General features: G+C 66.3%; 21 protein-coding genes and 1 riboswitch. Of the genes, 9 read left to right on the top strand and 12 right to left on the bottom strand.

The genetic code is table 11. From position 1 onward, the window contains the following. Nucleotides 1–39: 39 nt before the first annotated feature. Nucleotides 40–273 carry a hypothetical protein gene (locus tag RT688_RS12345; RefSeq protein WP_313705173.1) on the bottom strand — a complete coding sequence of 78 codons (234 nt, stop codon included), beginning with the start codon at nt 271–273 and terminating at the stop codon, nt 40–42. 299 nt (nt 274–572) lie between these two features. Further along, complete coding sequence (locus RT688_RS12340) at nt 573–992, bottom strand: hypothetical protein (RefSeq protein ID WP_313705172.1); 420 nt, start codon at nt 990–992, stop codon at nt 573–575. A gap of 292 nt (nt 993–1284) precedes the next feature. On the opposite strand from RT688_RS12340, the gene ompR reads away from it, so the two are divergent. The 4 genes from ompR (at nt 1285) to RT688_RS12320 (ending at nt 4924) form a co-directional block, all read left to right on the top strand. Then, on the top strand, nt 1285–1986 hold the full coding sequence (gene ompR / locus RT688_RS12335) for a two-component system response regulator OmpR (RefSeq protein ID WP_229425647.1): 702 nt from the start codon (nt 1285–1287) through the stop codon (nt 1984–1986). Between the two features lie 80 nt (nt 1987–2066). Further along, complete coding sequence (locus RT688_RS12330) at nt 2067–3356, top strand: sensor histidine kinase (protein ID WP_313705176.1); 1290 nt, start codon at nt 2067–2069, stop codon at nt 3354–3356. Nucleotides 3357–3378: 22 nt separating this feature from the next. Further along, a complete protein-coding gene (locus tag RT688_RS12325) occupies nt 3379–4341 on the top strand; it encodes a threo-3-hydroxy-L-aspartate ammonia-lyase (protein WP_313705171.1) in 963 nt (320 codons plus the stop codon). 151 nt (nt 4342–4492) lie between these two features. Then, entirely contained in the window at nt 4493–4924 is a 432-nt protein-coding gene (locus RT688_RS12320; protein WP_313705170.1) for a DUF4124 domain-containing protein, read from the top strand. Nucleotides 4925–5128: 204 nt separating this feature from the next. Here RT688_RS12320 and RT688_RS12315 read toward each other — a convergent pair whose 3' ends face one another. The 6 genes from RT688_RS12315 to RT688_RS12290 all read right to left on the bottom strand — a co-directional run bounded on the left by RT688_RS12315 (nt 5129) and on the right by RT688_RS12290 (nt 12339). Then, nucleotides 5129–5341 (bottom strand): hypothetical protein, encoded by a 213-nt coding sequence (locus tag RT688_RS12315; protein WP_313705169.1) that lies wholly within the window; start codon nt 5339–5341, stop codon nt 5129–5131. Next, nucleotides 5338–6090, bottom strand: a complete 753-nt coding sequence (locus RT688_RS12310) for a DUF2092 domain-containing protein (protein WP_313705168.1) — start codon at nt 6088–6090, stop codon at nt 5338–5340. Before RT688_RS12310 ends, RT688_RS12315 begins: the two co-directional genes overlap by 4 nt. A 341-nt stretch (nt 6091–6431) precedes the next feature. Further along, nucleotides 6432–9380 (bottom strand): EAL domain-containing protein, encoded by a 2949-nt coding sequence (locus RT688_RS12305; protein WP_313705167.1) that lies wholly within the window; start codon nt 9378–9380, stop codon nt 6432–6434. Nucleotides 9381–9478: 98 nt separating this feature from the next. Then, complete coding sequence (locus RT688_RS12300; RefSeq protein ID WP_313705166.1) at nt 9479–10276, bottom strand: N-acyl amino acid synthase FeeM domain-containing protein; 798 nt, start codon at nt 10274–10276, stop codon at nt 9479–9481. 160 nt (nt 10277–10436) lie between these two features. Continuing rightward, nucleotides 10437–11297 (bottom strand): PhzF family phenazine biosynthesis protein, encoded by an 861-nt coding sequence (locus RT688_RS12295; RefSeq protein ID WP_313705165.1) that lies wholly within the window; start codon nt 11295–11297, stop codon nt 10437–10439. A 136-nt stretch (nt 11298–11433) separates the two neighbouring features. Next, on the bottom strand, nt 11434–12339 hold the full coding sequence (locus tag RT688_RS12290; RefSeq protein WP_313705175.1) for a pirin family protein: 906 nt from the start codon (nt 12337–12339) through the stop codon (nt 11434–11436). Nucleotides 12340–12532: 193 nt separating this feature from the next. Beyond that, nucleotides 12533–12675: riboswitch (yybP-ykoY riboswitch) on the top strand. 80 nt (nt 12676–12755) lie between these two features. Here RT688_RS12290 and mntP point away from each other — a divergent pair. Then, entirely contained in the window at nt 12756–13328 is a 573-nt protein-coding gene (gene mntP / locus RT688_RS12285; protein ID WP_313705164.1) for a manganese efflux pump MntP, read from the top strand. 155 nt (nt 13329–13483) lie between these two features. Here mntP and RT688_RS12280 read toward each other — a convergent pair whose 3' ends face one another. Both RT688_RS12280 and RT688_RS12275 read right to left on the bottom strand, forming a co-directional pair. Continuing rightward, complete coding sequence (locus tag RT688_RS12280; protein ID WP_313705163.1) at nt 13484–13948, bottom strand: VOC family protein; 465 nt, start codon at nt 13946–13948, stop codon at nt 13484–13486. Between the two features lie 126 nt (nt 13949–14074). Next, nucleotides 14075–14971, bottom strand: coding sequence for a LysR family transcriptional regulator (locus tag RT688_RS12275; protein ID WP_313705162.1), 897 nt, complete (start codon nt 14969–14971; stop codon nt 14075–14077). Nucleotides 14972–15070: 99 nt separating this feature from the next. Between RT688_RS12275 and RT688_RS12270 the strand changes: the two genes are divergently transcribed. Both RT688_RS12270 and dkgB read left to right on the top strand, forming a co-directional pair. Further along, nucleotides 15071–16279 (top strand): MFS transporter, encoded by a 1209-nt coding sequence (locus tag RT688_RS12270; RefSeq protein ID WP_313705161.1) that lies wholly within the window; start codon nt 15071–15073, stop codon nt 16277–16279. A gap of 37 nt (nt 16280–16316) precedes the next feature. After that, nucleotides 16317–17117 (top strand): 2,5-didehydrogluconate reductase DkgB, encoded by an 801-nt coding sequence (dkgB, locus tag RT688_RS12265; RefSeq protein ID WP_313705174.1) that lies wholly within the window; start codon nt 16317–16319, stop codon nt 17115–17117. A 1-nt stretch (nt 17118) separates the two neighbouring features. Here dkgB and RT688_RS12260 read toward each other — a convergent pair whose 3' ends face one another. After that, a complete protein-coding gene (locus RT688_RS12260) occupies nt 17119–17823 on the bottom strand; it encodes a glutathione S-transferase (RefSeq protein WP_313705160.1) in 705 nt (234 codons plus the stop codon). A gap of 71 nt (nt 17824–17894) precedes the next feature. On the opposite strand from RT688_RS12260, the gene RT688_RS12255 reads away from it, so the two are divergent. Continuing rightward, complete coding sequence (locus tag RT688_RS12255) at nt 17895–18143, top strand: hypothetical protein (protein WP_313705159.1); 249 nt, start codon at nt 17895–17897, stop codon at nt 18141–18143. A 66-nt stretch (nt 18144–18209) separates the two neighbouring features. Here the strand turns inward: RT688_RS12255 and RT688_RS12250 are convergent, their stop codons facing one another. Next, nucleotides 18210–18605, bottom strand: coding sequence for a hypothetical protein (locus tag RT688_RS12250; protein ID WP_313705158.1), 396 nt, complete (start codon nt 18603–18605; stop codon nt 18210–18212). A gap of 636 nt (nt 18606–19241) precedes the next feature. Here RT688_RS12250 and RT688_RS12245 point away from each other — a divergent pair. Beyond that, the coding region (locus tag RT688_RS12245; protein ID WP_313705157.1) for a DUF535 family protein at nt 19242–20099 on the top strand (858 nt) is incomplete at its 3' end.

The raw sequence follows: 20099 nt of genomic DNA, 5'->3' as shown, positions 1-20099 counted from the left end.
TGCAATAGGGTTCCCGTGGATACAGCATGTCCTGCCTCCTTACTGTTCGTCGGTGTCGTCATGCTGGCTCTGCAGCAGGAACTTGCCGTGATGGGCAATCGCCCGGATGCCGCCGTGGTGGGTCACGAACTGAAGTTCGGCCGCCATCGCAACGAGCGGCTTGACCAGCAGCCGGGCGGCAAGCGGCCCGTCTTCGAACGACAGGCGCAGGCGAATCGGACGGTCCGCATCGGTGAGTTCCCGATGCAGTGCATGGACGTGTGGAGAACGCATGATGGATTCCAGTGGCAGCGGGAGTTCGCCATCGAAGCAGTCGATGGTGTTAACCACTGGAATGGTGCGGGAGTGCGGAAACGAATTATTGCGAAAAATCAACGGCGCTGACTTGCGCGTCGGATGGCTATTTGTGCTGCGAAAGCGGGCTGGTCGCTGTCGACAACCAGGAATTATGCTGCCCGCTTGATGCCTCCCAAGCGGATCAGCGTTTCAATGAAAAATGCCAGTCAGTTTACCTGACTGGCATGAGGGCGAACCCGGCTTCCTTCGATCCTGGCAGGCGCCCTGCCCGGCCATCAACGGCGCTGCGCATTCGGATAGATATCCACTCCCGCCTCGTTGATCTGGCGGCGCAGATCGCGCCGCTCGTCCGGGGTCAGGCGTCCGCCGCGGCGGCCATCGCGCGCACTCTGCTCGTACTGCAGCTGGGCGGCCTGGCGGCGCTGCTGCTCATCCATCGCACGCTGCTGCTGCTCGTAGACGCGCTGCTCGCGCGGCTGCTCGATCTGCGGCGGCGGCGGCGCGAAGCGGTCGCCGCGCATCGAGGGCGGTGGGGGCAGCTGGACGTCGTCGCGGCGGCCGTGGTTCTGTGCTTGCGCGGCGCCGAGGCCGACGCAGGCGAGCATGCAGACGGCGAGACCACGGCGCGCCAGGCGGGCAAGCCTCGGGCCCGGGGCCTGGGCTGCTGCATAGGTGTTGGTGAGCGCGTCTTTCATAGTGTTCCTCTTCCGCGATGCCGGATAAACAGATAAGCTGTACTGGATAAAAACAGTACGAATAAACCGTACTTCAATGGTTTCCAGTGTATGTGGAATGCAGTTGGGGTATAAGACCAATTGGGTAAAGTTTGTAACACAATGTAATGCCCTACGCGAATGGCCCTTATTTAAAGCGCAGAGAAGTTACCATAGCGACATGAATCTGACAAATTGACAGCATATGAATACATCTTCCAACTTGAACTCGGCCAGCGCAACGGGCAGCACGGGCGGCCATAACGCGAAGATCATGGTGGTCGACGACGACGTCCGCCTGCGCGACCTGCTGCGCCGCTACCTCACCGAACAGGGCTTCCAGGTGGTCACCGCCGAAAGCGCGCCGGCCATGAACAAGCTCTGGCTGCGCGAGCGCTACGACCTTCTGGTGCTGGACCTGATGCTGCCGGGCGAAGACGGCCTGTCGATCTGCCGCCGCCTGCGCGGCGCCGGCGACCAGACCCCGATCATCATGCTGACCGCGAAGGGCGAAGACGTCGACCGCATCGTCGGCCTGGAAATGGGCGCCGACGACTACCTGCCGAAGCCCTTCAACCCGCGCGAACTGGTGGCGCGCATCGGCGCCGTCCTGCGCCGCAAGGGCCCGGACGAAATCCCCGGCGCGCCGTCGGAAACCCCGCAGACCTTCGAGTTCGGCCAGTTCGTGCTGGACCTGGGCACCCGCACGCTGAAGAAGAACGGCGAGACCGTGCCCCTGACCACCGGCGAATTCTCGGTATTGAAGGTGTTCGCGCGCCACGCGCGTCAGCCGCTCTCGCGCGAGAAGCTGATGGAACTGGCCCGTGGTCGCGAATACGAAGTGTTCGACCGCTCGCTCGACGTCCAGATCTCGCGCCTGCGCAAGCTCATCGAACCGGACCCGTCCAGCCCGCTGTACATCCAGACCGTCTGGGGCCTGGGCTACGTCTTCATCCCTGAAGGACAGCCGCGCTAGTGCCCGCATCGTTCCTGACGTCCCGTCCCGGCCGCAAGCTCTGGTTGCGCAGCGGCCTGTTCTGGCGCACCTTCTTCCTGATGTCCCTGCTCACGACGCTGTCGATGGGCTCGTGGATCGGCATGCTGAACGTGTTCCAGCGCGGCCCGCAGGTGCAGCAGACGGCCGAGCTGGTGGTGTCGGTGGTGACGCTCACCAAGGCCGCCCTCACCCACTCGGCGCCAGAAGCGCGGCTCGAACTCCTGATCGAGCTGGTCTCGAACGAAGGCATCCGCATTTTCACCCTCGAGCCCACCGACGAAGTCGCCCCGCCGCCCGACAACGCCCTGATGCCCGACATCGCCGCCGCCGTGCGCGAAAAGCTCGGCCAGCAGACCCGCTTTTCCAGCCGCGTGAACGGCATGGCCGGTTTCTGGATCAGCTTTAACATCGAGGACGACCAGTACTGGCTGATGCTCGAGCGCGAGCGCCTGGCCGGTCTGACGCGCATCCAGTGGCTGGGCTGGGCCAGCGTGGTGGGCGTGCTGTCGCTGCTCGGCGCGGCGTTCATCTCGAGCCTGATCAACCTGCCGCTGGCGCGCCTGACCGCGGCCACGCGCGCCTTTGCCAAGGGCGAGCGCCCGGCGCCCCTGCCCGAGAAGGGGCCGCAGGAGATCATCGAGGCCAACCGCAGCTTCAACCAGATGGTCGAGGACCTGGCCCAGGTCGAGAAGGACCGCGCCGTGATCCTGGCCGGCATCTCGCACGACCTGCGCACGCCGCTGGCGCGCATGCAGCTCGAAGTCGAGATGGCGAACCTGCCGGTGGAGGCGCGCGAAGGCATGCAGTCGGACATCGCGCAGATGGACGCGATCATCGGCCAGTTCCTCGACTACGCCAAGCCAACCGAGGCCGCGACCTTCGTGCCGGTCGATCTGTCCGGCCTGATCGCCGACAGCGCCATGCACGCCGCGCGCATGCCCGACGTGCGCACCAGCACCGAGATCACCGAAGGCATCCGCGTCATGGGCAACGAGACCGACCTGCGGCGCGTGATCAACAACGTCGTCGAGAACGCGCGCCGCTACGCGCGCACGCCCGGCAAGGACCTTACCGAGATCGAGTTCTCCTGCCACGTGCGCACCACGGCCCATGGCCGGCGCGCCGTCGTCGAGATCGGCGACCACGGCCCCGGCGTGCCGCCCGACCAGATCAACCAGCTCCTGAAGCCCTTCACGCGCCTGGACACGGCGCGCGGCCAGGCCAATGGCGCGGGCCTGGGCCTGGCCATCGTCGAGCGCGTGGTGACCCGCCACAACGCCGAGCTCACGGTGCGCAACCGCGAAGGCGGCGGCCTGCTGGTGCAGCTGGCGCTGCCGCTCGCTTCCTGATTCTTTTTTCATCCTCATTGCCATGACCACACCCCTGCAATACGGCGACGTCGAACAGGCGGCCGCGCGCATCGAAGGCGCCGCCCACCGCACGCCGGTGCTCACCTCTTCCACTTTCGACGCGCGCGCCGACGCCCGGGTATTCTTCAAGTGCGAGAACTACCAGCGCATGGGCGCCTTCAAGTTCCGCGGCGCCTACAACGCGATCGCGCGCTTCACCGATGCCCAGCGCGCCGCCGGCGTGCTGACCTTCTCCTCGGGTAACCACGCCCAGGCGATCGCCCTGTCGGCGCGCCTGGCCGGCATCCGCGCCACCATCATCATGCCGAAGGACGCGCCGGCCCTGAAGGTCCAGGCGACGAAAGAATACGGCGGCGAAGTGATCTTCTACGACCGCTATACTGAGAACCGCGAGGAAATCGGCCGCCGCCTGGCCGAGGAGCGCGGCATGACCCTGATTCCGCCCTACGACCACCCGGACGTGATCTGCGGCCAGGGCACGGCCGCGAAGGAACTGTTCGAAGAGGCCGGCGAACTCGACGTGCTGCTGGTGCCGCTCGGCGGCGGCGGCCTGCTGGCCGGCAGCGCGCTGGCGTCCATGGGCCTGTCGCCCGCGTGCAAGGTGATCGGCGTCGAGCCGGAAGCCGGCAACGACGGCCAGCAATCGCTGCGCAAGGGCGAGATCGTCCACATCGGCGTGCCCGACACCATCGCCGACGGCGCCATGGTGACCCACGTCGGCGTACACAATTTCGAGGTGATCCGGCGCCGCGTCGACGACATCGTCACCGTCAGCGACGCCCAGCTGGTCGAGACCATGAAATTCTTCGCCGAGCGCATGAAGATGGTGGTCGAGCCGACCGGCTGCCTGGGCGCCGCGGCGGCCCTGCACGGCGTCCACCCTGTCGTCGGCAAGCGCGTCGGCGTCCTGGTCAGCGGCGGCAACGTCGACCTGTCGCGCTTCGCCCAGCTGGTCGGCGCCTGACGCAAGTCATCCAGTCGCCCGCGCCAGTGCCGGCCAAGGCCGGGCTAACTGAACAGGTGTTTTTTTGACAATGCACCGCGCAGGGTGAGGCAACGAACAGAGGCTGGCAGCCTCGGCCCGGAGAATGGCTCCATCGAACAAGGAGCCAACCATGAAACGCCTGGCCTCTCAACTCTGCCTGATGCTTGCGGCCGTCGCGGCCGCCTCCGCCGCGCTGGCGGGCACCGAAGTACTGAAATGCGTGGACAACGCCGGCCGCGTGACCTTGACCGACCAGCCCTGCGAAGGCGCGGCGCGCGTGACGCGCATGTCGTTCGGCGCATCGTCCGAATCCACGTCCCAGGGCGGGACGGGCAACACGTCGGCAACCGCCAGCGGACCGGGCATGGAACCGCAGGCGGCGCCCCTGCAGCGCTACGCCGCCACCCCGAGAATGCAGCAGCAGCACGGCTGGCGCCCGCGCCTGCCCGCACGCGACCGCCCGCTGGCGCGCGATGTCGCCACGCTGAAGGCCGCGCGCGCCCAACTGCTGCTGCTCGACGCCGACCGCCAGCAACAACCGCAACTGGCCACTCTCCAGTAGGGTGGGCGGCTCTACCGGGCAAGTGGCACCGACGCTGCGCCAGCGCCGCCCACGCGGTGATCGCTGCTGGCGAAGCCGCCGCGCTCGTTGATCTTGCCACTCAACCGAACGGCTGGCGTCGAGGTGACGTGGCCGCCGCCCACGCGGTGATCGCTAGCGCCGAAGCCGTCGCGCCCGCCGATCTTGCCGCGGTCGACGCTGCCCCTAGCAATAATAGACGCCGGCCGCACACCGCCTTGCCGTCCGCCGCGCCACGCCTGCATAGCTGACCGGCGTCAGCGGGCGTCCGACGACCGCCTGGGCCGGGACCACGACACTCGGGACATTCGGCACGCCGGCGAGCTCGGCCGCCTCGAGGGCCAGTCCCAGCGCCAGCAGCGCCAGCAGGCCGGGCCCGCACCGTTTCAGGATGTTCATGGCTTTCCTTTCGCCGCATCGGTGGCCTTGAAGATGGCCGGGATGTCGCTCAGTTCCTGCACCTTGTCCGGCGTCAGCTTCTGGGCGCCGGCCGGGATCGCCAGCTTGAACGTATTGGCGGGCACCTTGGCCCCGGTTTTCCAGTCGCGGATGTCGATGCGGTATTCCGGCGCGCCCGCAACCTTCTTGCTGGTGATGGCGTAGCGGCAGGGATACGGCGCCGCGCCCTGGGCGATCCAGATCTGCCAGTCGACCTCGCGCGCGCGGAAGGCGAGATGGTCGCATTCCACCCCGCGGATGACGCCGCTGCCGAGGTCCTTGATCTCGGTCACTTCAAGCATCAGTTCCTTGTAGGGATCGGACATCAGCAAGTCCGCGCCCGGCACCGGCCGGTGGTATTTGTCGCGCAACACGTCGACCAATTGGTCGATGCTGCCGGCCGCCTCGACCTGGGCAACCATGTTGGAGTTCTTGCCGAGCAGGGTCACGGTCTTGCCGTCGAAGCTCATCTCCATGTTGGCAAAGCCGCCGCGGCGGCTGACGCGCAGCTTGTCCGGCCGGTTCATGACCACGCTGCCGGAGGCGGCCAGCGTCATCTTCTGCTGCTGGGCGCTGACGAGGTCGAGGCTGGAATCGAAATCGAAGGAAATCGCCTTCTGCGCCGCCAGGTAGTCCGACATCGCCTTGAGCAGCCGTTTGGCGTCGGCTTCGTCGGCCGCCGCCAGGGACGGCGCGAGCGCCGCGCACAACAACAGTCCCCGGGACAGTGCGTGGCTGCGCTTCGTTTGATGCTGGCGAGTCTGGTGTTGGCAAGTTTGATGCTGGCACGTCATGGCTGGCCTCCCATCGCTGCCAAGCTGCGAACGCGTCGGGCCGGCGCCGCTTGGCGAGCGTCCGGGTCGCGCAATCCTTGCAGTGTAGTACGGATGGGGAGCCGATCCAGGCAGAGTGGAAACAGCAGGGATGCTTGCTGATACCTCTCAACCGACCAGGAAATCGACGGAACCGCGCTGGCGGACTGACGCTATTCGAATGGCCGTCGGGCGGCGCCGGCGCAGTGTCCGCGCCGTCTGCCGCCTTGCCCCTTTCGCTAGTACGAGCGCATGAACCCGCGCAAATCGAGCGCCGCGGCGTTGCCCAGCGAGGGCAGCATCTCGAGCAGGACTGCGTCGTCGATGAAGCTGGCCGACGAGGCCGCGCTCAGGATCTTCTCGGGCGCCTGCGAGCGCGCCACGGCCCAGCCCTGTACGTAGTCGACGCCGATCTCGGCCAGGGTCTGCACGGTGGCCGCATCCTCGGCCCATTCCGCGATCGTCTTCATGCCGAGGTTGACCGCGAGGTTGACGATGGCTTCGACGATGGCGACGTTGGCCGGGTGCGCGTTGATGTTGACGATGAAATTACCGTCGATCTTCAGCACGTCGGCCGGCAGTTCCTTCAGGTAGGAGAAGGAGGTATAGCCGGCGCCGAAGTCGTCCAGCGCCACCTTGACGCCGAAGTTGCGCACCTGGTCGATGAAGCGTCGCGTGTTGTCGAGGTCGTGCAGGGCCACGCTCTCGGTGATCTCCATGCACAGGCGGCTGGCGACGTGCACGTGGCGCGCCAGGACCTCGAGCGTGTCCTGGACGAAGCGCTCGTCGTTGAGGGAGGCGCCCGACAGGTTCATGCAGACGAAGCGCGTATTCGGCAGGCGGCCGGCGTTCTCGGCGATCCAGCCGAGCGTGGTGGCCAGCACCCAGCGGTCGATCACGCCGGCGCGGCCGCACTTCTCCGCCGCCCCGATCAGCGGGCCGGCCGGCATTACCTTCCCGTCGGCCCCGCGCATGCGCAGCAGCACCTCGAAGTTGAGCGACTCGTGCGGCGACTTGAGCGACATGATCGGTTGCATCTCGATGAACAGGCCCTCGGTCGCGAGCGGTCCCTGCAGCTTGGCCACCAGGTTCAGCTCGGCCTCGCGCTCGTGGAAGGCGCGCGCGTTGCGTTCGTACACCACCAGGCCATCGCTCGCCTCCTTCGCTTCGCGGCAGGCGCGGTCGGCGGTCGAGATCGCGTCCTTCATCGGCATGCCGTTCGACACCTCGATCAGGCCGACCGAGCCGCGCACGTGGAAGGCCTTGTCGCCGACCCGGTAGGGCGTGCCGCCGATGCGCTCGACGATGCCGCGGCAGATCAGCGAGGCCAGCGGGATCGCGGTGTCCGGCATCACGATCACGAATTCGTCGCCGCCGACGCGGCCGATCTGCTGGCCGCCGGCCAGCATCATCGCCATCCGCTCGCACACCTGCTTGAGCACCTCGTCGCCGGCGGCATGGCCGAACAGGTCGTTGATCAGCTTGAAGCGGTCGAGGTCGATGTAGGCGACGGCCAGCGGCTTGCCCGCCGCCAGCGACACGGCCGCGTTCTCGAAGGCCTTCTCGATGCCGCGGCGGTTGAAGACGCGGGTCAGCGGATCGTTGTTGGCCATGAACTTCAACTGTTCGGTGGCCTTGGTCTTTTCGGTGATGTCTTCCAGCACGCCCTCGATGCGGCCATGGGCCAGCGTCGCGCGCACCAGGAAGCGGCGCTCGCCTTCGCGGCTGGCGATCTCCATCTCGACGTTGGTCTGCTGGTGCACCTGCTCGCGCAGGCCGAACCAGGTCCCCTCGTCGAAGAACTGCTGCCACAGGGTGCGGCTGGAGACCGGCGTCTCGCAGGCCAGCATGCGGCACAGGGCCGGGTTGGCCGACAGGAAGGCGCCGTGCAGGTCGAGCGTGAACAGGCCGACCGGCATCGCCTCGTAGGCATGTTCGAGCTCGGCCTGGGCCGCGACCCGCTTCTGCGTTTCCAGGCGCATCTGCTCGGCCACCGCCAGCGCCGCCAGCAGGCTGGAGGCCAGCGCGGCCGTGACGCTGTTGATGACCCCGACCACTTCGCGCACGCCGAGCGCGGCCGCGACGATCTCCGCCAGCGAGGCCAGGAAGGTCAGTGCGAACGAGGCGGCGAACCATGAGGCGACGCGGTTGCGCGATTCGACCATGATCTTGAACAGGCCGACCGTCATCAACGACAGACAGCAGGTGCAGATCACCCACAACATCGGCAGGAAGACCCGGAACGGGACCACGATCGCCGCCACCAGCATCGGCACGCACAACCATTGCATGATGCGCATCGGCGCCGAGTAGCGCAGGTCGTCCAGGCTTTCGCGCAACAGGTACTGGTACAGCGTCAGGGTGGCGATGCCGTACAGCGTGATGGTCACCGTCCGGCTCAGCAGCAACCAGTCGGCCGGAAGCGACTGCCCCAGCCACTGGATGTCCCAGCCGGCGGACAGCGCGCCCACGCGCAGGTTCAGGATCAGCCAGCCTGCGAACAGGACGTACAGCCGCTGGCGGTTGATGAAGGCCGTCAGCAGCACGAACAGCGCCAGCACGATCATCCCGCCATCGAGCAGCCCCGACTTGCGGTGATATTGCTCGATCGACAATTCGAACTCGTCGGCCGCCCATTGTTCCACGCTCAGCCGCGCGGGGCCGGCAAAATCGGCGACGCAGACGACCTGGGCCGGCAGGCGCGCCAGGCGCAAGGCGAAGCCGGCCTTGACGGCGTCGAGCGCGCCGGTCGAGTGGTCGCGCGTCGCTTCGCCAAGCAGCGCCTGGCTTGTCGCATCCCAACAACGAATCGACTGGCTATGGCGAGAGGGAAACTCGATCACGTCACGGTCGACCGAGGCGGCCATCGGCGAAAAACCGAACCAGACCGGGCGCTCGGACAGATGGGTATCGTAGCGCGAGACGGCCGGACGCCCCTGCAAGCCCGCGAGCACGGCGGCCAGGGTCGGCGGCGCCGGCTCCGCTTCCTGCTGGACCAGCACCCGCAGCGGCAGCGTGGCGGGCTCGCTCACGCTGTACTGGTTGTGCCAGAACGCCAGCGCGACGACTGAAAACAGCCCGATCCCGATGGGAATCAGGTAGTACGCGAAGACGGCGAGCACCTTTTCCATCAGGCCGTGGGCTGTGAAGGACGAGGTGCTGGGTTTCGGTGGCGAGATGTTTGGCATAAGCGGTATCACATGCGGGCGGCAGCGGCTGCGAAACATCCGCTGCCGCTCAGACGCAAGGATACAGCTTTAGGTTGATGCCGTCATGCAATATCTGGTCAGGCGAAGGCCAGCTGGCGTGCGGCATGGGCCGCTCCCGCCGCCGGCGCGCCCTGCGGGACGCGCACGCGGGCGATACGCGGCGCGGCGCGCGGACCGACGTCGATGTCCGGATGGCGGGTGCCGAGGAAGAAGTTGAACATCGGATGGCGCGCGGCGGCCCAGCGCGCTTCGAAACTGGCCAGCTCGAAGGCCATCACGCGGTGCTCAATGTTGCCGGCATGACGCAGCGGAATCAGGCCCTGGCCCGGGAACACGTCGACGAACATCAGTTGCTCGTACTGGCGCGCGACCGTCGCGCGGCCGCTGGCGACCGACCATTCGATATCGTTCTGCTGGCAGTACATGAAGCAGGCCTTGATCAGGGCCATCTTGACCAGGCGGCCGGCGCGGCCATCGTCCACGCCCAGGCGGGTCGCCTCGACCAGGCGGCAGCCTTGCAGCCACTCCGGCAGCTCGACCGACTGCTCCACGTCCAGCGGACGGAACAGGTTGGTACGGATGCGGGTGCTGCCCAGCGGCGTGCCGTCGAGCTTGGATTCGGCCAGCAGGACGATGGTATCGCTTTCGTAATCGGCCGCCTCGGGCAGCGCCAGCGCACGCGCGAAGTCCGGCACGTGGCGTGCGTAAGCGGCGTGGCGGATGCGTACGGCCTTGAGCAGCTCGTCTTCGGTCTCGACGCGGCGGATCGTGAACGGAAGACGCTCGACCGCCTGGTGCACGGCCTGCTGACCACCGAATGGGCGGATCGCGTCAGCGTTCGCTTGGGTGGTGAGGTTTGCTTGGCACAGCTCCATGAACGGTTACTCCTAGAAATTGAAATTAAGTGAGGAAAGATTTCTTGTTTCCTGATAATTATCAATCCCTGAGGAAATATTTATACTTTGAGCAAAGGCGCTTTTACCCTTTAGTTCCAAATTGACAAAACCCGCGAGTCAGTTATTAATTACGCGTGACTCACAGAAGGCGCGCCGTACCCGAGACGCGGATCGCGCTGCCGGGCGCCGGATCGATGTCGGCGCGCAGGCGCGAACGCATCCCCATGTCCTCGCCCTGCACCACCTCGATGTGCCCGCCATGGGGCCAGCCCAGGTCGCGCAGGTAGCCCGCCAGAGCGGCGGTGCCGGCGCCGGTCGCCGGGTCCTCGTAGACGCCGCCGGCGGCGAAGGGATTCCTGGTATGGAACAGCGAACCGGACTCGGCCCAGGCCAGCACCACGGTGACGATGCCGAGTTCGCGCATGAAGCGCCGCCCCGCGTCGAGGTCGTAGCGCATCGCCGCCAGCAGCGCGCGGCTCTTCAGCGCCAGCACCAGGTGGTCGGCGCCGCCATGGGCCAGCGCAGGCGGGATGCGCGGATCGAGGTCTTGCTCGCGGTAGCCGAACAGCGCCAGCGCGCCAGCGACGGCATCGGCCGGCGCCGGCGCGCTGCGCGTGGGCGGCGACTGCAAGGCGGCAGATACCAGTTGCGCCGCCTCACCGCCGCCGCGCCTGCCCTCGACCGTGATGCGCGCGCCGTTCAGGGTCAGCGGGAAGACGCCGTCGCCCCGGCTCGCCGCCAGCGCGGCGCCGAGAGCGATGGTCGCGTGGCCGCAGAACGGCACCTCGGCTTCGGGAGAGAAATAACGTACCCGATAGCCTTCTTCCCCGCCCTCCTCCAGCTGCGCGGCAAACGCGGTCTCGGAATAGCCGATCTCGTGGGCGATGCGCTGCATCTCGGCTTCGGGCGGATGGGCGGCGCCGATCCAGACGCCGGCCGGGTTGCCGCCTTCGTTGCCATCGGAGAAAGCAGCGATGCGTTGGACGTCGGCAGTCGTCATGTACGGCCTCCGGCGGCGTGGCCAGCCAAGGCATGACCGGTATTGACAAGATATTGCAATTGCATGTTTCCTTTTGGAAATTTATTATTTATTTAGCCACGGCCTGAGCGCAGCGCCGACAGGCACGCGGCCGCGCTCACGGATAGCGAACCGGGCGGCCCGGCGTCTCCGGCAGCGGAATGAATTCGGTTTCGCCCGGCACCTGCGGGAAGGCGCCGTTGCGCCAGTCCTGGCGGGCCTGCTCGATGCGGTCCTCCGAGCTGGCGACGAAGTTCCACGACAGGTAGCGCGGGCCGTCCATCGGTTCGCCACCAAGCAGCATGGCGCGGGTCGGTCCGGGACCGGGCGCGGACAGGATCACCTCGGTCTTCGGCTTGAGCACGACCAGTTGCCCGGCCTCGAACACGCCGTCGCGGCCCAGGTCGAGCCGGCCTTCGACGATGTACAGCGCCTGTTCGTGGTATTCCGCCGGCATCGCGATGCGCGCGCCGGCCTGCAGGGTCAGGTCGACATAGAACATGTCCGAGTGGGTGGGCACAGGCGCCTTCTTGCCCCAGTAGCTGCCAGCCACCACGCGCGCGCTGACGCCGCCATCCTCGATGAAGGGCAGTTCCGCGGCGCCGATGTGGGCGAAGTCCGGATCGCTTTCCTCGGTCGCGCGCGGCAGGGCCACCCAGCATTGCAGGCCGAACAGGTCGGAGCCCTGGCTGCGGCGTTCGCTGGCGGTGCGCTCGGAATGGACGATGCCGCGCCCGGCCGTCATCCAGTTGACTTCGCCCGGCTTGATCGGCTGCACGCTGCCCAGGCTGTCGCGGTGCAGGATCTCGCCGCTGAACAGGTAAGTCACGGTGGCCAGGCAGACATGCGGGTGCGGCCGCACGTCCAGTCCCTGGCCCGGCTGGAACACGTGCGGGCCCATCTGGTCGAGGAAGACGAAGGGACCGACCATGCGGCGCTGGCGGCTGGGCAGCGCGCGGCGCACCTTGAAGCCGTCGCCGAGGTCGTGCGTGGGCGGTACGACGACAATCTCGATGTCGTGCATGCCGCTGTCGTGATCGATGGTATCCAAGCTGGCCTCCCTGGGCTGGCCGGCGCGCGGCCGGCGGGTGAATGTGCTCCGCCGCCACGACGAGATGCGCATCGCGCGGTGAGCGACACAGTCTACGTGGCCCGGCGTTCTTGTGCAAATGTTCACATATTTATTGCTAAGAGGCAGCGCCCCTTCGGTTATAATGCCCGCACCCATTGGGGAGTAGCCTGCTTCCTTCCAGGAAGTTCCCGTGTCAACATACTCGGCCAGTAAACATCAATCGCCGTGGCACGGGCAGCCGACGTCGCCTCCGGAACCGCGTGTCCGGCGTGCGCATGCCTTTCGGTTGGCAAGACCTTTGGCAAGACCGCGTGCGTTGTCCGGGCCGCGCGGCCTTGCCTTTGTGTTCGCCCGGCAACGAGACCCCGATGAATCTTGCAGCAACCGCCTCCCTCGCCTTCGCCATGTCCACCGATGCTTTCGCCGCCGCCGTCGGCAAGGGCGCCGCATTGCAACGTCCGCAGCTGCGCGAGGCCCTACGTACCGGCCTGATCTTCGGCGTGATCGAGGGTCTCACGCCCCTGCTCGGCTGGGCGCTCGGCCAGGCCGCCGCGCCCTATGTGCAGGCCTGGGACCACTGGATCGCCTTCGTGCTGCTGGCCGTGCTCGGCCTGCGCATGATCCGCGAAGGCCTCAGCGCGCCCGATGTCGAGGATGAGAAGCCTGCGAGCCACTCCTTCCTGCGCCTGGCGGTCACCGGCGTCGCCACCAGCATCGACGCCCTGATCGTCGGCGCCGGCCTGGCCTTCGTGGATGCGGACATCCTGGTCGTCTCGGCCGCGATCGGCTTCGCCACCTTCCTCATGGTGACGCTCGGCGTGATGCTGGGCCGCGGCCTGGGCGCGCTGGCCGGTAAGCGTGCGGAACTGGCCGGCGGCGTAGTCCTGATCGTGATCGGCAGCACCATTCTCTACCAGCACCTGAGCGCGGCGCCGGTCTGAGGCAGGCGGCGGGCAGCCGTCGGCGGGCGGCGGGCGGCGGGCGGCGGGCGCCATGGAAGCCGCGGGCGCGAAGCGCTTCAAGCAGCCCTGCCCGGGCTGCGCCGTTTACCGGCGCGGCCCGGGCCTGCCCATTCCCGCGCGGCCTGAACCGCGCCTCAGGCGCACTCGCGCTTCATCGCCTCTTCCATTTCCTCGGGCGAGACGTCGCGGATGTGCTGGGCCAGCGACCAGCGGTGCCCGAAGGGATCGTCGAGCTGGCCATAGCGGTCGCCCCAGAACTGGTCGGCCAGCTGCATGCGCACCTTGGCGCCGGCCGCCACCGCGCTGTCCCACACGGCATCGACGTTCGGCACCGACAGGTGAATCGTGACCGGCGTGCCTTTCAGGGCCAGCGGACCGAAGGAACCATAGTCGGGAAACTCGTCCGCCAGGAACAGGGGCGAGTCGCCGATGCGCAGCATGGCGTGGCCGATCTTCCCGTCGGGCATGGGCATCGCCATGACCTCCTCGGCCCCGAAGGCCTTTTTATAGAACTCGATGGCCTCGCGGCAGTTCGCACAGACCAGGTGCGGGGTGATGGTGTGCATGCCTTCTTCGACCGGCTTGACTTCCGAACTCATGGTGCGTTCCTTTCAGGATGGGTGACCACTGCGGTGGCTTCTGCTACTGCTCTATTGAGCCTAGCTGGCTCCTGAAGTTCGTGCAACCGATCTCGATGTTGCGGTGCGCCAGAGGCGCCACACCTCTTACTCGTCCAGCACCGCCGCCAGCTCGCGCGCCAGGAACTCGACCAGCGCCGCCACCCGCGGCGCGAGCGCGCCCTGCTTGTAGAACACCGCCCACACCGGCTGCGACCACGGCAGCGCGGCCTCCGCCAGGACCGGCACTAGGCGTCCGGCGGCGACATCGGCGCGGGTCATGAAATCCGACAGCGAGGCGATGCCGGCGCCGTTCAAGGCCAGGTGGCGCACCGTCTCGCCGCTCGATGCGCTGACGGCCGGCGCGATCGTGTAGCCCTCGGCGCCGTCGTGGACCAGCGGCCAGGTGTTTAGCGAGGCCGGGGCCGAAAAGCCCAGCAGGCGATGGCGCGCCAGCTCGGCCACGCTGGCCGGGTTCCCGTGGCGCGCCAGGTAGGACGGCGCGGCCAGCACGCGGATGCGGCTGCTGCCCAGGCGGCGCGCGTTCAACGTCGAATCGGGCAACTGACCGATGCGGATCGCCATGTCCGCCCGCTCCTCGATCAGGTCGACCACGGTTTCGCCGCTGGTCAGCTCCAGCTGCACCAGCGGATACGCATCCAGAAATGCCGGCACCAGGGGCGCGAGCAGGTGATCGAAGGCGGGCGTGGCCGCATTCACCCGCACCAGGCCCGCGGGCTGGGAACGGCGCGCGGCCGCCTCCGCCTCGGTGTTGGCCAGGTCGGCGAGCAAGGTTCGGGCGCGTTCAAGCAGCCAGGCGCCTTCGTCGGTGAGCTGCAGGCGGCGCGTGGTGCGGTGCAGGAGGGTCAGGCCCAGGTGGGCTTCGAGCCGCGCGATGGTGCGCGAGACGCCGGACGGCGTCTGGCCGAGGCGCTCGGCGGCCTTGGTGAACGACCCCGCATCCATGACGGCGGAAAATGCAATCAAGGCCTCTACATCGATCATTCGTGACTCCCAGTCAAAAGTGTATTGTAGGGCAAAGGATTTTTCGCGAAGAACGAATCCATCACACTGCGCTCTTTCTTTTCACATAGAGAGAGCAACATGCCACTCGCACTCTGGGCGCTCACCTTGAGCGCTTTCGCCATCGGGACGACGGAATTCGTGATCGTCGGCCTGATTCCCGACGTCGCCGCCAGCCTCGGCGTGTCATTACCTTCGGCCGGCCTCCTGGTCAGCCTGTATGCGCTCGGCGTCGCGGTCGGCGCGCCGGTGCTCACCGCCCTCACCGCGCGCGTGCCGCGCAAGCGCCTGCTGATCGGCCTGATGCTGCTGTTCACCGCCGGCAACCTCGTTGCTTCCGTCGCTCCCGGCTACGCGGCCCTGATGGCGGCGCGCGTGTTGACCGGCCTGGCGCACGGTGTCTTCTTCTCGATCGGCTCGACCATCGCCACCAGCCTGGTGCCGAAGGAAAAAGCCGCGCGCGCCATCGCCCTGATGTTCACCGGACTGACGGTCGCGCTGGTGACCGGCGTGCCGCTCGGCACCTGGATCGGCCAGCAGTTCGGCTGGCAGTCGACCTTCCTGGCGGTGGCCCTGCTCGGCGTGATCGCGATGATCGGCAGCGCGATCCTGGTGCCGTCCTCGATTGGCGGCGCCAGGCCAACCAGCCTCGCGGCCCAGTTCGCGGTGCTGAAGAAACCGCGTCTGCTGCTGGTGTACGCCATCACCACGCTCGGCTATGGCGGCTCCTTCGTCGCCTTTACCTATCTCGCCCCGATCCTGCAGGACGTGGCCGGCTTCGCCGCCCCGAGCGTCGGCCTGGTAATGCTGGTCTATGGCGTCTCTGTCGCCGCCGGCAATATCTGGGGCGGGCGCCTGGCCGACCGCAAGGGGCCGGTGCGCGCGCTGCAGATCGTGTTCGCCCTGCTCGCGCTTGTCCTGGCCGTGTTGACCTTCACCGCGCCGCATCCGGTGCTGGTTGTCGCCACCGTGCTGGCCTGGGGCGCGGTCGCCTTCGGCAACGTGCCGGGCCTGCAGCTCTACGTGGTGCAGCGCGCCGAGAAGGATGCGCCGCAGGCGCTGGACATGGCCTCCGGCCTGAACATCGCCGCCTTCAACCTCGGCATCGCGCTCGGCGCCTGGGGCGGCGGCCTGATCGTCGAGCACCTCGGCCTGATGGCGACGCCGCCGATCGGCGCCGCGGTCGTGGCCGGCGCCCTGGCGCTCACGACGCTGGCCGGACGCCTCGACCGGCGCGATGCCGCCCGCAGCATCCGCTCGCAGTCCGAGCGGGCCACGGAACTCGTTTAATTACACCAAAAGAAACCACATGAACAAGCAAACGCACATGAAGATGCCCCACATCGGCGCAGGCACTTTCCGCCTGCAAGGCCGGCAGGCCATCGACAGCGTCGCCAACGCCCTCGACCTCGGCTACCGCCACATCGACACCGCCCAGATCTACGGCAACGAGAGCGAGGTCGGCCAGGCTCTTGCGGAGAGCGGCGTGGCGCGCGGCGAGGTTTTCGTCACCACCAAGATCTGGACCGAACACCTGGCGGCCGACGCCCTGATCCCGAGCCTGGAAGAAAGCCTGCGCAAGCTGCGCACGGACACGGTCGACCTGACCCTGATCCACTGGCCCTCGCCCGGCGCGGCGGCCTCGGTGGCCGAATCGATGCGCGCACTGATGACGGCGCGCGAGCGCGGCCTGACGCGCGCCATCGGCATCTCGAACTTCACGATCCCGCTGATGCGCGAAGCCATCGACGCGGTCGGCGCGCAGAGCATCGCCACCAACCAGGTCGAACTGCACCCCTACCTGCAGAACCGCGCGGTGGCGGCGTTCGCGCGCGAAAACGGGATCCATGTCACGGCCTACATGCCGCTCGCCTATGGCAAGGTCCTGAACGATCCGGCGATCCAGGCCATCGCCGAACGCCTGGACGCGACGCCGGCCCAGGTGACGCTGGCCTGGCTGCTGGCGAAGGGTTATGCCGTGATCCCCTCCTCGACCCGGCGCGCCAACCTCGAGAGCAACCTGGCCGCAACCAGCCTGAAGCTCGATGCGGACGCCATCGCCGCCATCGATGCCCTCGAGCGCGGCGAGCGCCTGGTCAGCCCGGACTTCGCGCCGGCGTGGGACTGATCTAACTATCGAGCTCCGGATAGCGCCGGAAAATCCCGTCTTCGTTGAAGGGGATGCGCCTGTCCGAGGCCAGGTAGGCGGCGATGCGCGGCCGGGCCGCGACGCGCCGCCGCAGTTCATCCAGCTGCGGGTGGCGCTTCAGCTCCTTCGCCGTTGCCTTCGGAAACGCGTAGTCCAGGCCCTCGATCGCCTGGAACAGCGACAGATCGGCATAGGTCGCATCCCGTCCCAGCAGGTAGTCCTGCTTTCCCAGCACGCGCGCGAAATAGCCGAGGAACTTGGGGATGCGCTGCGCCGTGAATTCCCGGGCACGGCGCAAGGCCTCGGGTTTCTGGTCCTCGTAGTAGAGCGAGGCGCCGACCGGATGGTGGGTCTCGTGCGCCTCGGCGACCAGGTCGGCGATCGTCAGTTGCAGCTGCTGGGTCCAGATCCGGCCTGCCGGGTCTTCCGGCGCCAGGCCGTGGCGCTCGCCGAGGAACATCAGGATTGCCGCCGTCTGGCCGATCGTCATTCCCTCGGCACGCAGGAAAGGCGGCGCGAAGGCCGGCGTCGCGTCCTCCTTCAGCGCCGCCATCAGTTTCTCGACGCCCTTCGGGCCACGCGCCACATCCACATAGTCGACGCCCGCTTCCTCCAACGCCAGCCGGACGAATTCGCCGCGGCCCTGGATGCTGGGCCAGTAGAACAGCTCGTACGATTGCACCATGAAATCCTCCCTGTCGGTCGCTGTACATGCGACATCAGCTTACATCACTCACCGTCAAGGAGTATTGCCTGATGAATAAGCAAAATATTGTTGACCAACCAGGAGCCGCACAGGAACTGGTGCGGAAATCCGGACCTCGTTATCTGGTGGCCATATCGTGGAGGAAAGAAGTCACGAGGACGAACGGCTTGTCGACGCGACTTTGGGGCGGGATAGATAGAAAAACGCCTGCGGCGTTTTTCGAGGTCTTCCCAGCAGGTGTCAACGGTTCAGGCTCGGGCGCTTACGTCGACACCGTCGAAGAATCGTCATTTCGGTAACGACCAGACTTCATATCCGAGAAAGAGCTGCCGTCGTGCAGGCGGCAGCGGACATACACAGTGAAATTAGTTGTTGAAGAGACCGGTCTTGGTTTTAACGTCTGCTTCGCTCATGGAAAAGCGTTTTACGATGTCAGCGTTATCGTACATAACGACGAGTTCCTTCTTTTTGCCGCTGGAACTTCCGCCGAACATACTCACAATGGGAACGTAGCTGATAGCGTCGGCAGAGACGTTCGAGAAGTCATAGTTCCAAATTTCGAGTCCGCCGTCGGTGAACGTCGTTTTTGTAGGCGAACCAAACATGGCGCGAATTTCCGATTTGGTTGTTTTACCCTGGATGATCTTCTGCGCAACCGAACTTTCAGTTTCACGACGTAACGACTCGTTTCCGGTGCTTGCGCAGCCGGTGAGTGCCAAAGCGACGATGACTGCGCCACAAAGAGAAATGTGCTTTTTCATTTGAAACCCTAGTTTAATTATTCGTTGGACGGTGCGATGAAGCGATTTATTTACACCGTACTGCACGATAATATAAAAACAACACAAGAACCAACAAAAAATTGTGGCACAAAGCAACTTTGTGTCTGGTGTGCAACACTTCTGCAGCTTAGGCGCATATCATGGATCCGGTTTTTATCAACCGTATTCGCTTTCGCGACAGTGCCGGGACTGCCTTGCCCATTCCACTCATCTCCAACCAGGAATCGATGTCCGTAGGCGGACGTTCGAGACGGCTTTCCTTACTCACGGTATCCCCATTGATGCCGCTTCTATCGTTCAAGTGTCGATCACGAGGGCCACGCTATTTGTTCTTCTCGCCAGTCTGGCTCGGCCTCGGACGGTGCATATGGGACGAACCTACCGGACAAAAATCGGCAGGGCCGCGCGCGGCGCGTGCTATTCTGGCAAGAAACGAACCTTAGCGTTCGACAAGAACAAGCACACCAGGAGGAGCCCCAGGATGGTCGATGCGTGCTCGAAGCGTCGAAAAGATTGCCTCAAAGTATTTATTTCCGTTGAGCAATATCACCGCCCGTGCCCGGCGGTCAGGTCACCATATCCCTGCCTGACCACCGCCTTTGACGGAGCGCCACCATGATTTTCGCTCACCTGACCAAGCACTGGCTGGCCCGCCGCGGCCAGCTGCCCCTCTCCTCGCGCCTGCTGCCGATCCTGCGCAGTGCACGCGTGCTGCTGTACTGGCGCGAGCACGCCGCGCTGTGCCGGCTCGACGTGGTGCGCAACCACCTTGCCGCAAGCGCGGGCGACGACCTGTTCCACCACCTGAGCCACCGCGATTACCTGGTCAAGGGTTTGAGCGCGCGCCAGCGCGTGCAGTGCGTGCTGTCGCACTACCGCTTCGAGGAGACCAGTTTCGATGCCGCCTACAAGCAGGCCGTGTACGCGAGCGGTGGCCTGGCGCTCTGGCAGCACGAGGCGAACGGCAGCCGCTTCCTGATCCGCCTGGAGATGGCCTCGCGCATGAATGCCGAGGGCGATCTCACCATCGCCCTGGTCGCCGACGGCAAGGTGCTGCACCGCCTGTCCTTCTCCTGGGTCGACGGCGCCATTGCCGGGCTGCCGAGCGGCGTGCTGCCCTTCATCGCCCGCAACCAGGGGCGCTGGCTTGACTCCGGCGCGGCCTTCGAGGCCTTCGAGAACGCCTTCCCGAACAATTCCCCGAGCTTCTTCTGCTTCGCCGCGATGCAGGGCGTGGCGCAAGCCCTGGGCATGGAGCAGGTGGCGGCGGTCAAGTGCACCGCGCACATCGCCTACGACCCGATGGAAGTGAAGCACTTCGCGAACGCCTACGACGGGTTCTGGAAGATCCTGGGCGGGACCGAGCTGCCGGGCGACACCTGGCGCATCACGCTTCCCTTCTACCTGAAGCCGCTGGCCGACATGCCGTCCAAGCACCGCAAGCGCGCCGCCCAGCGCCGCGAATACTGGCGC

It is taken from the genome of Massilia sp., assembly GCF_032106685.1.
GTDB lineage: Bacteria > Pseudomonadota > Gammaproteobacteria > Burkholderiales > Burkholderiaceae_D > Telluria.
Note: the sequence above shows the minus strand (reverse complement) of the source record. Positions and strands in the feature narration are given on the sequence as shown.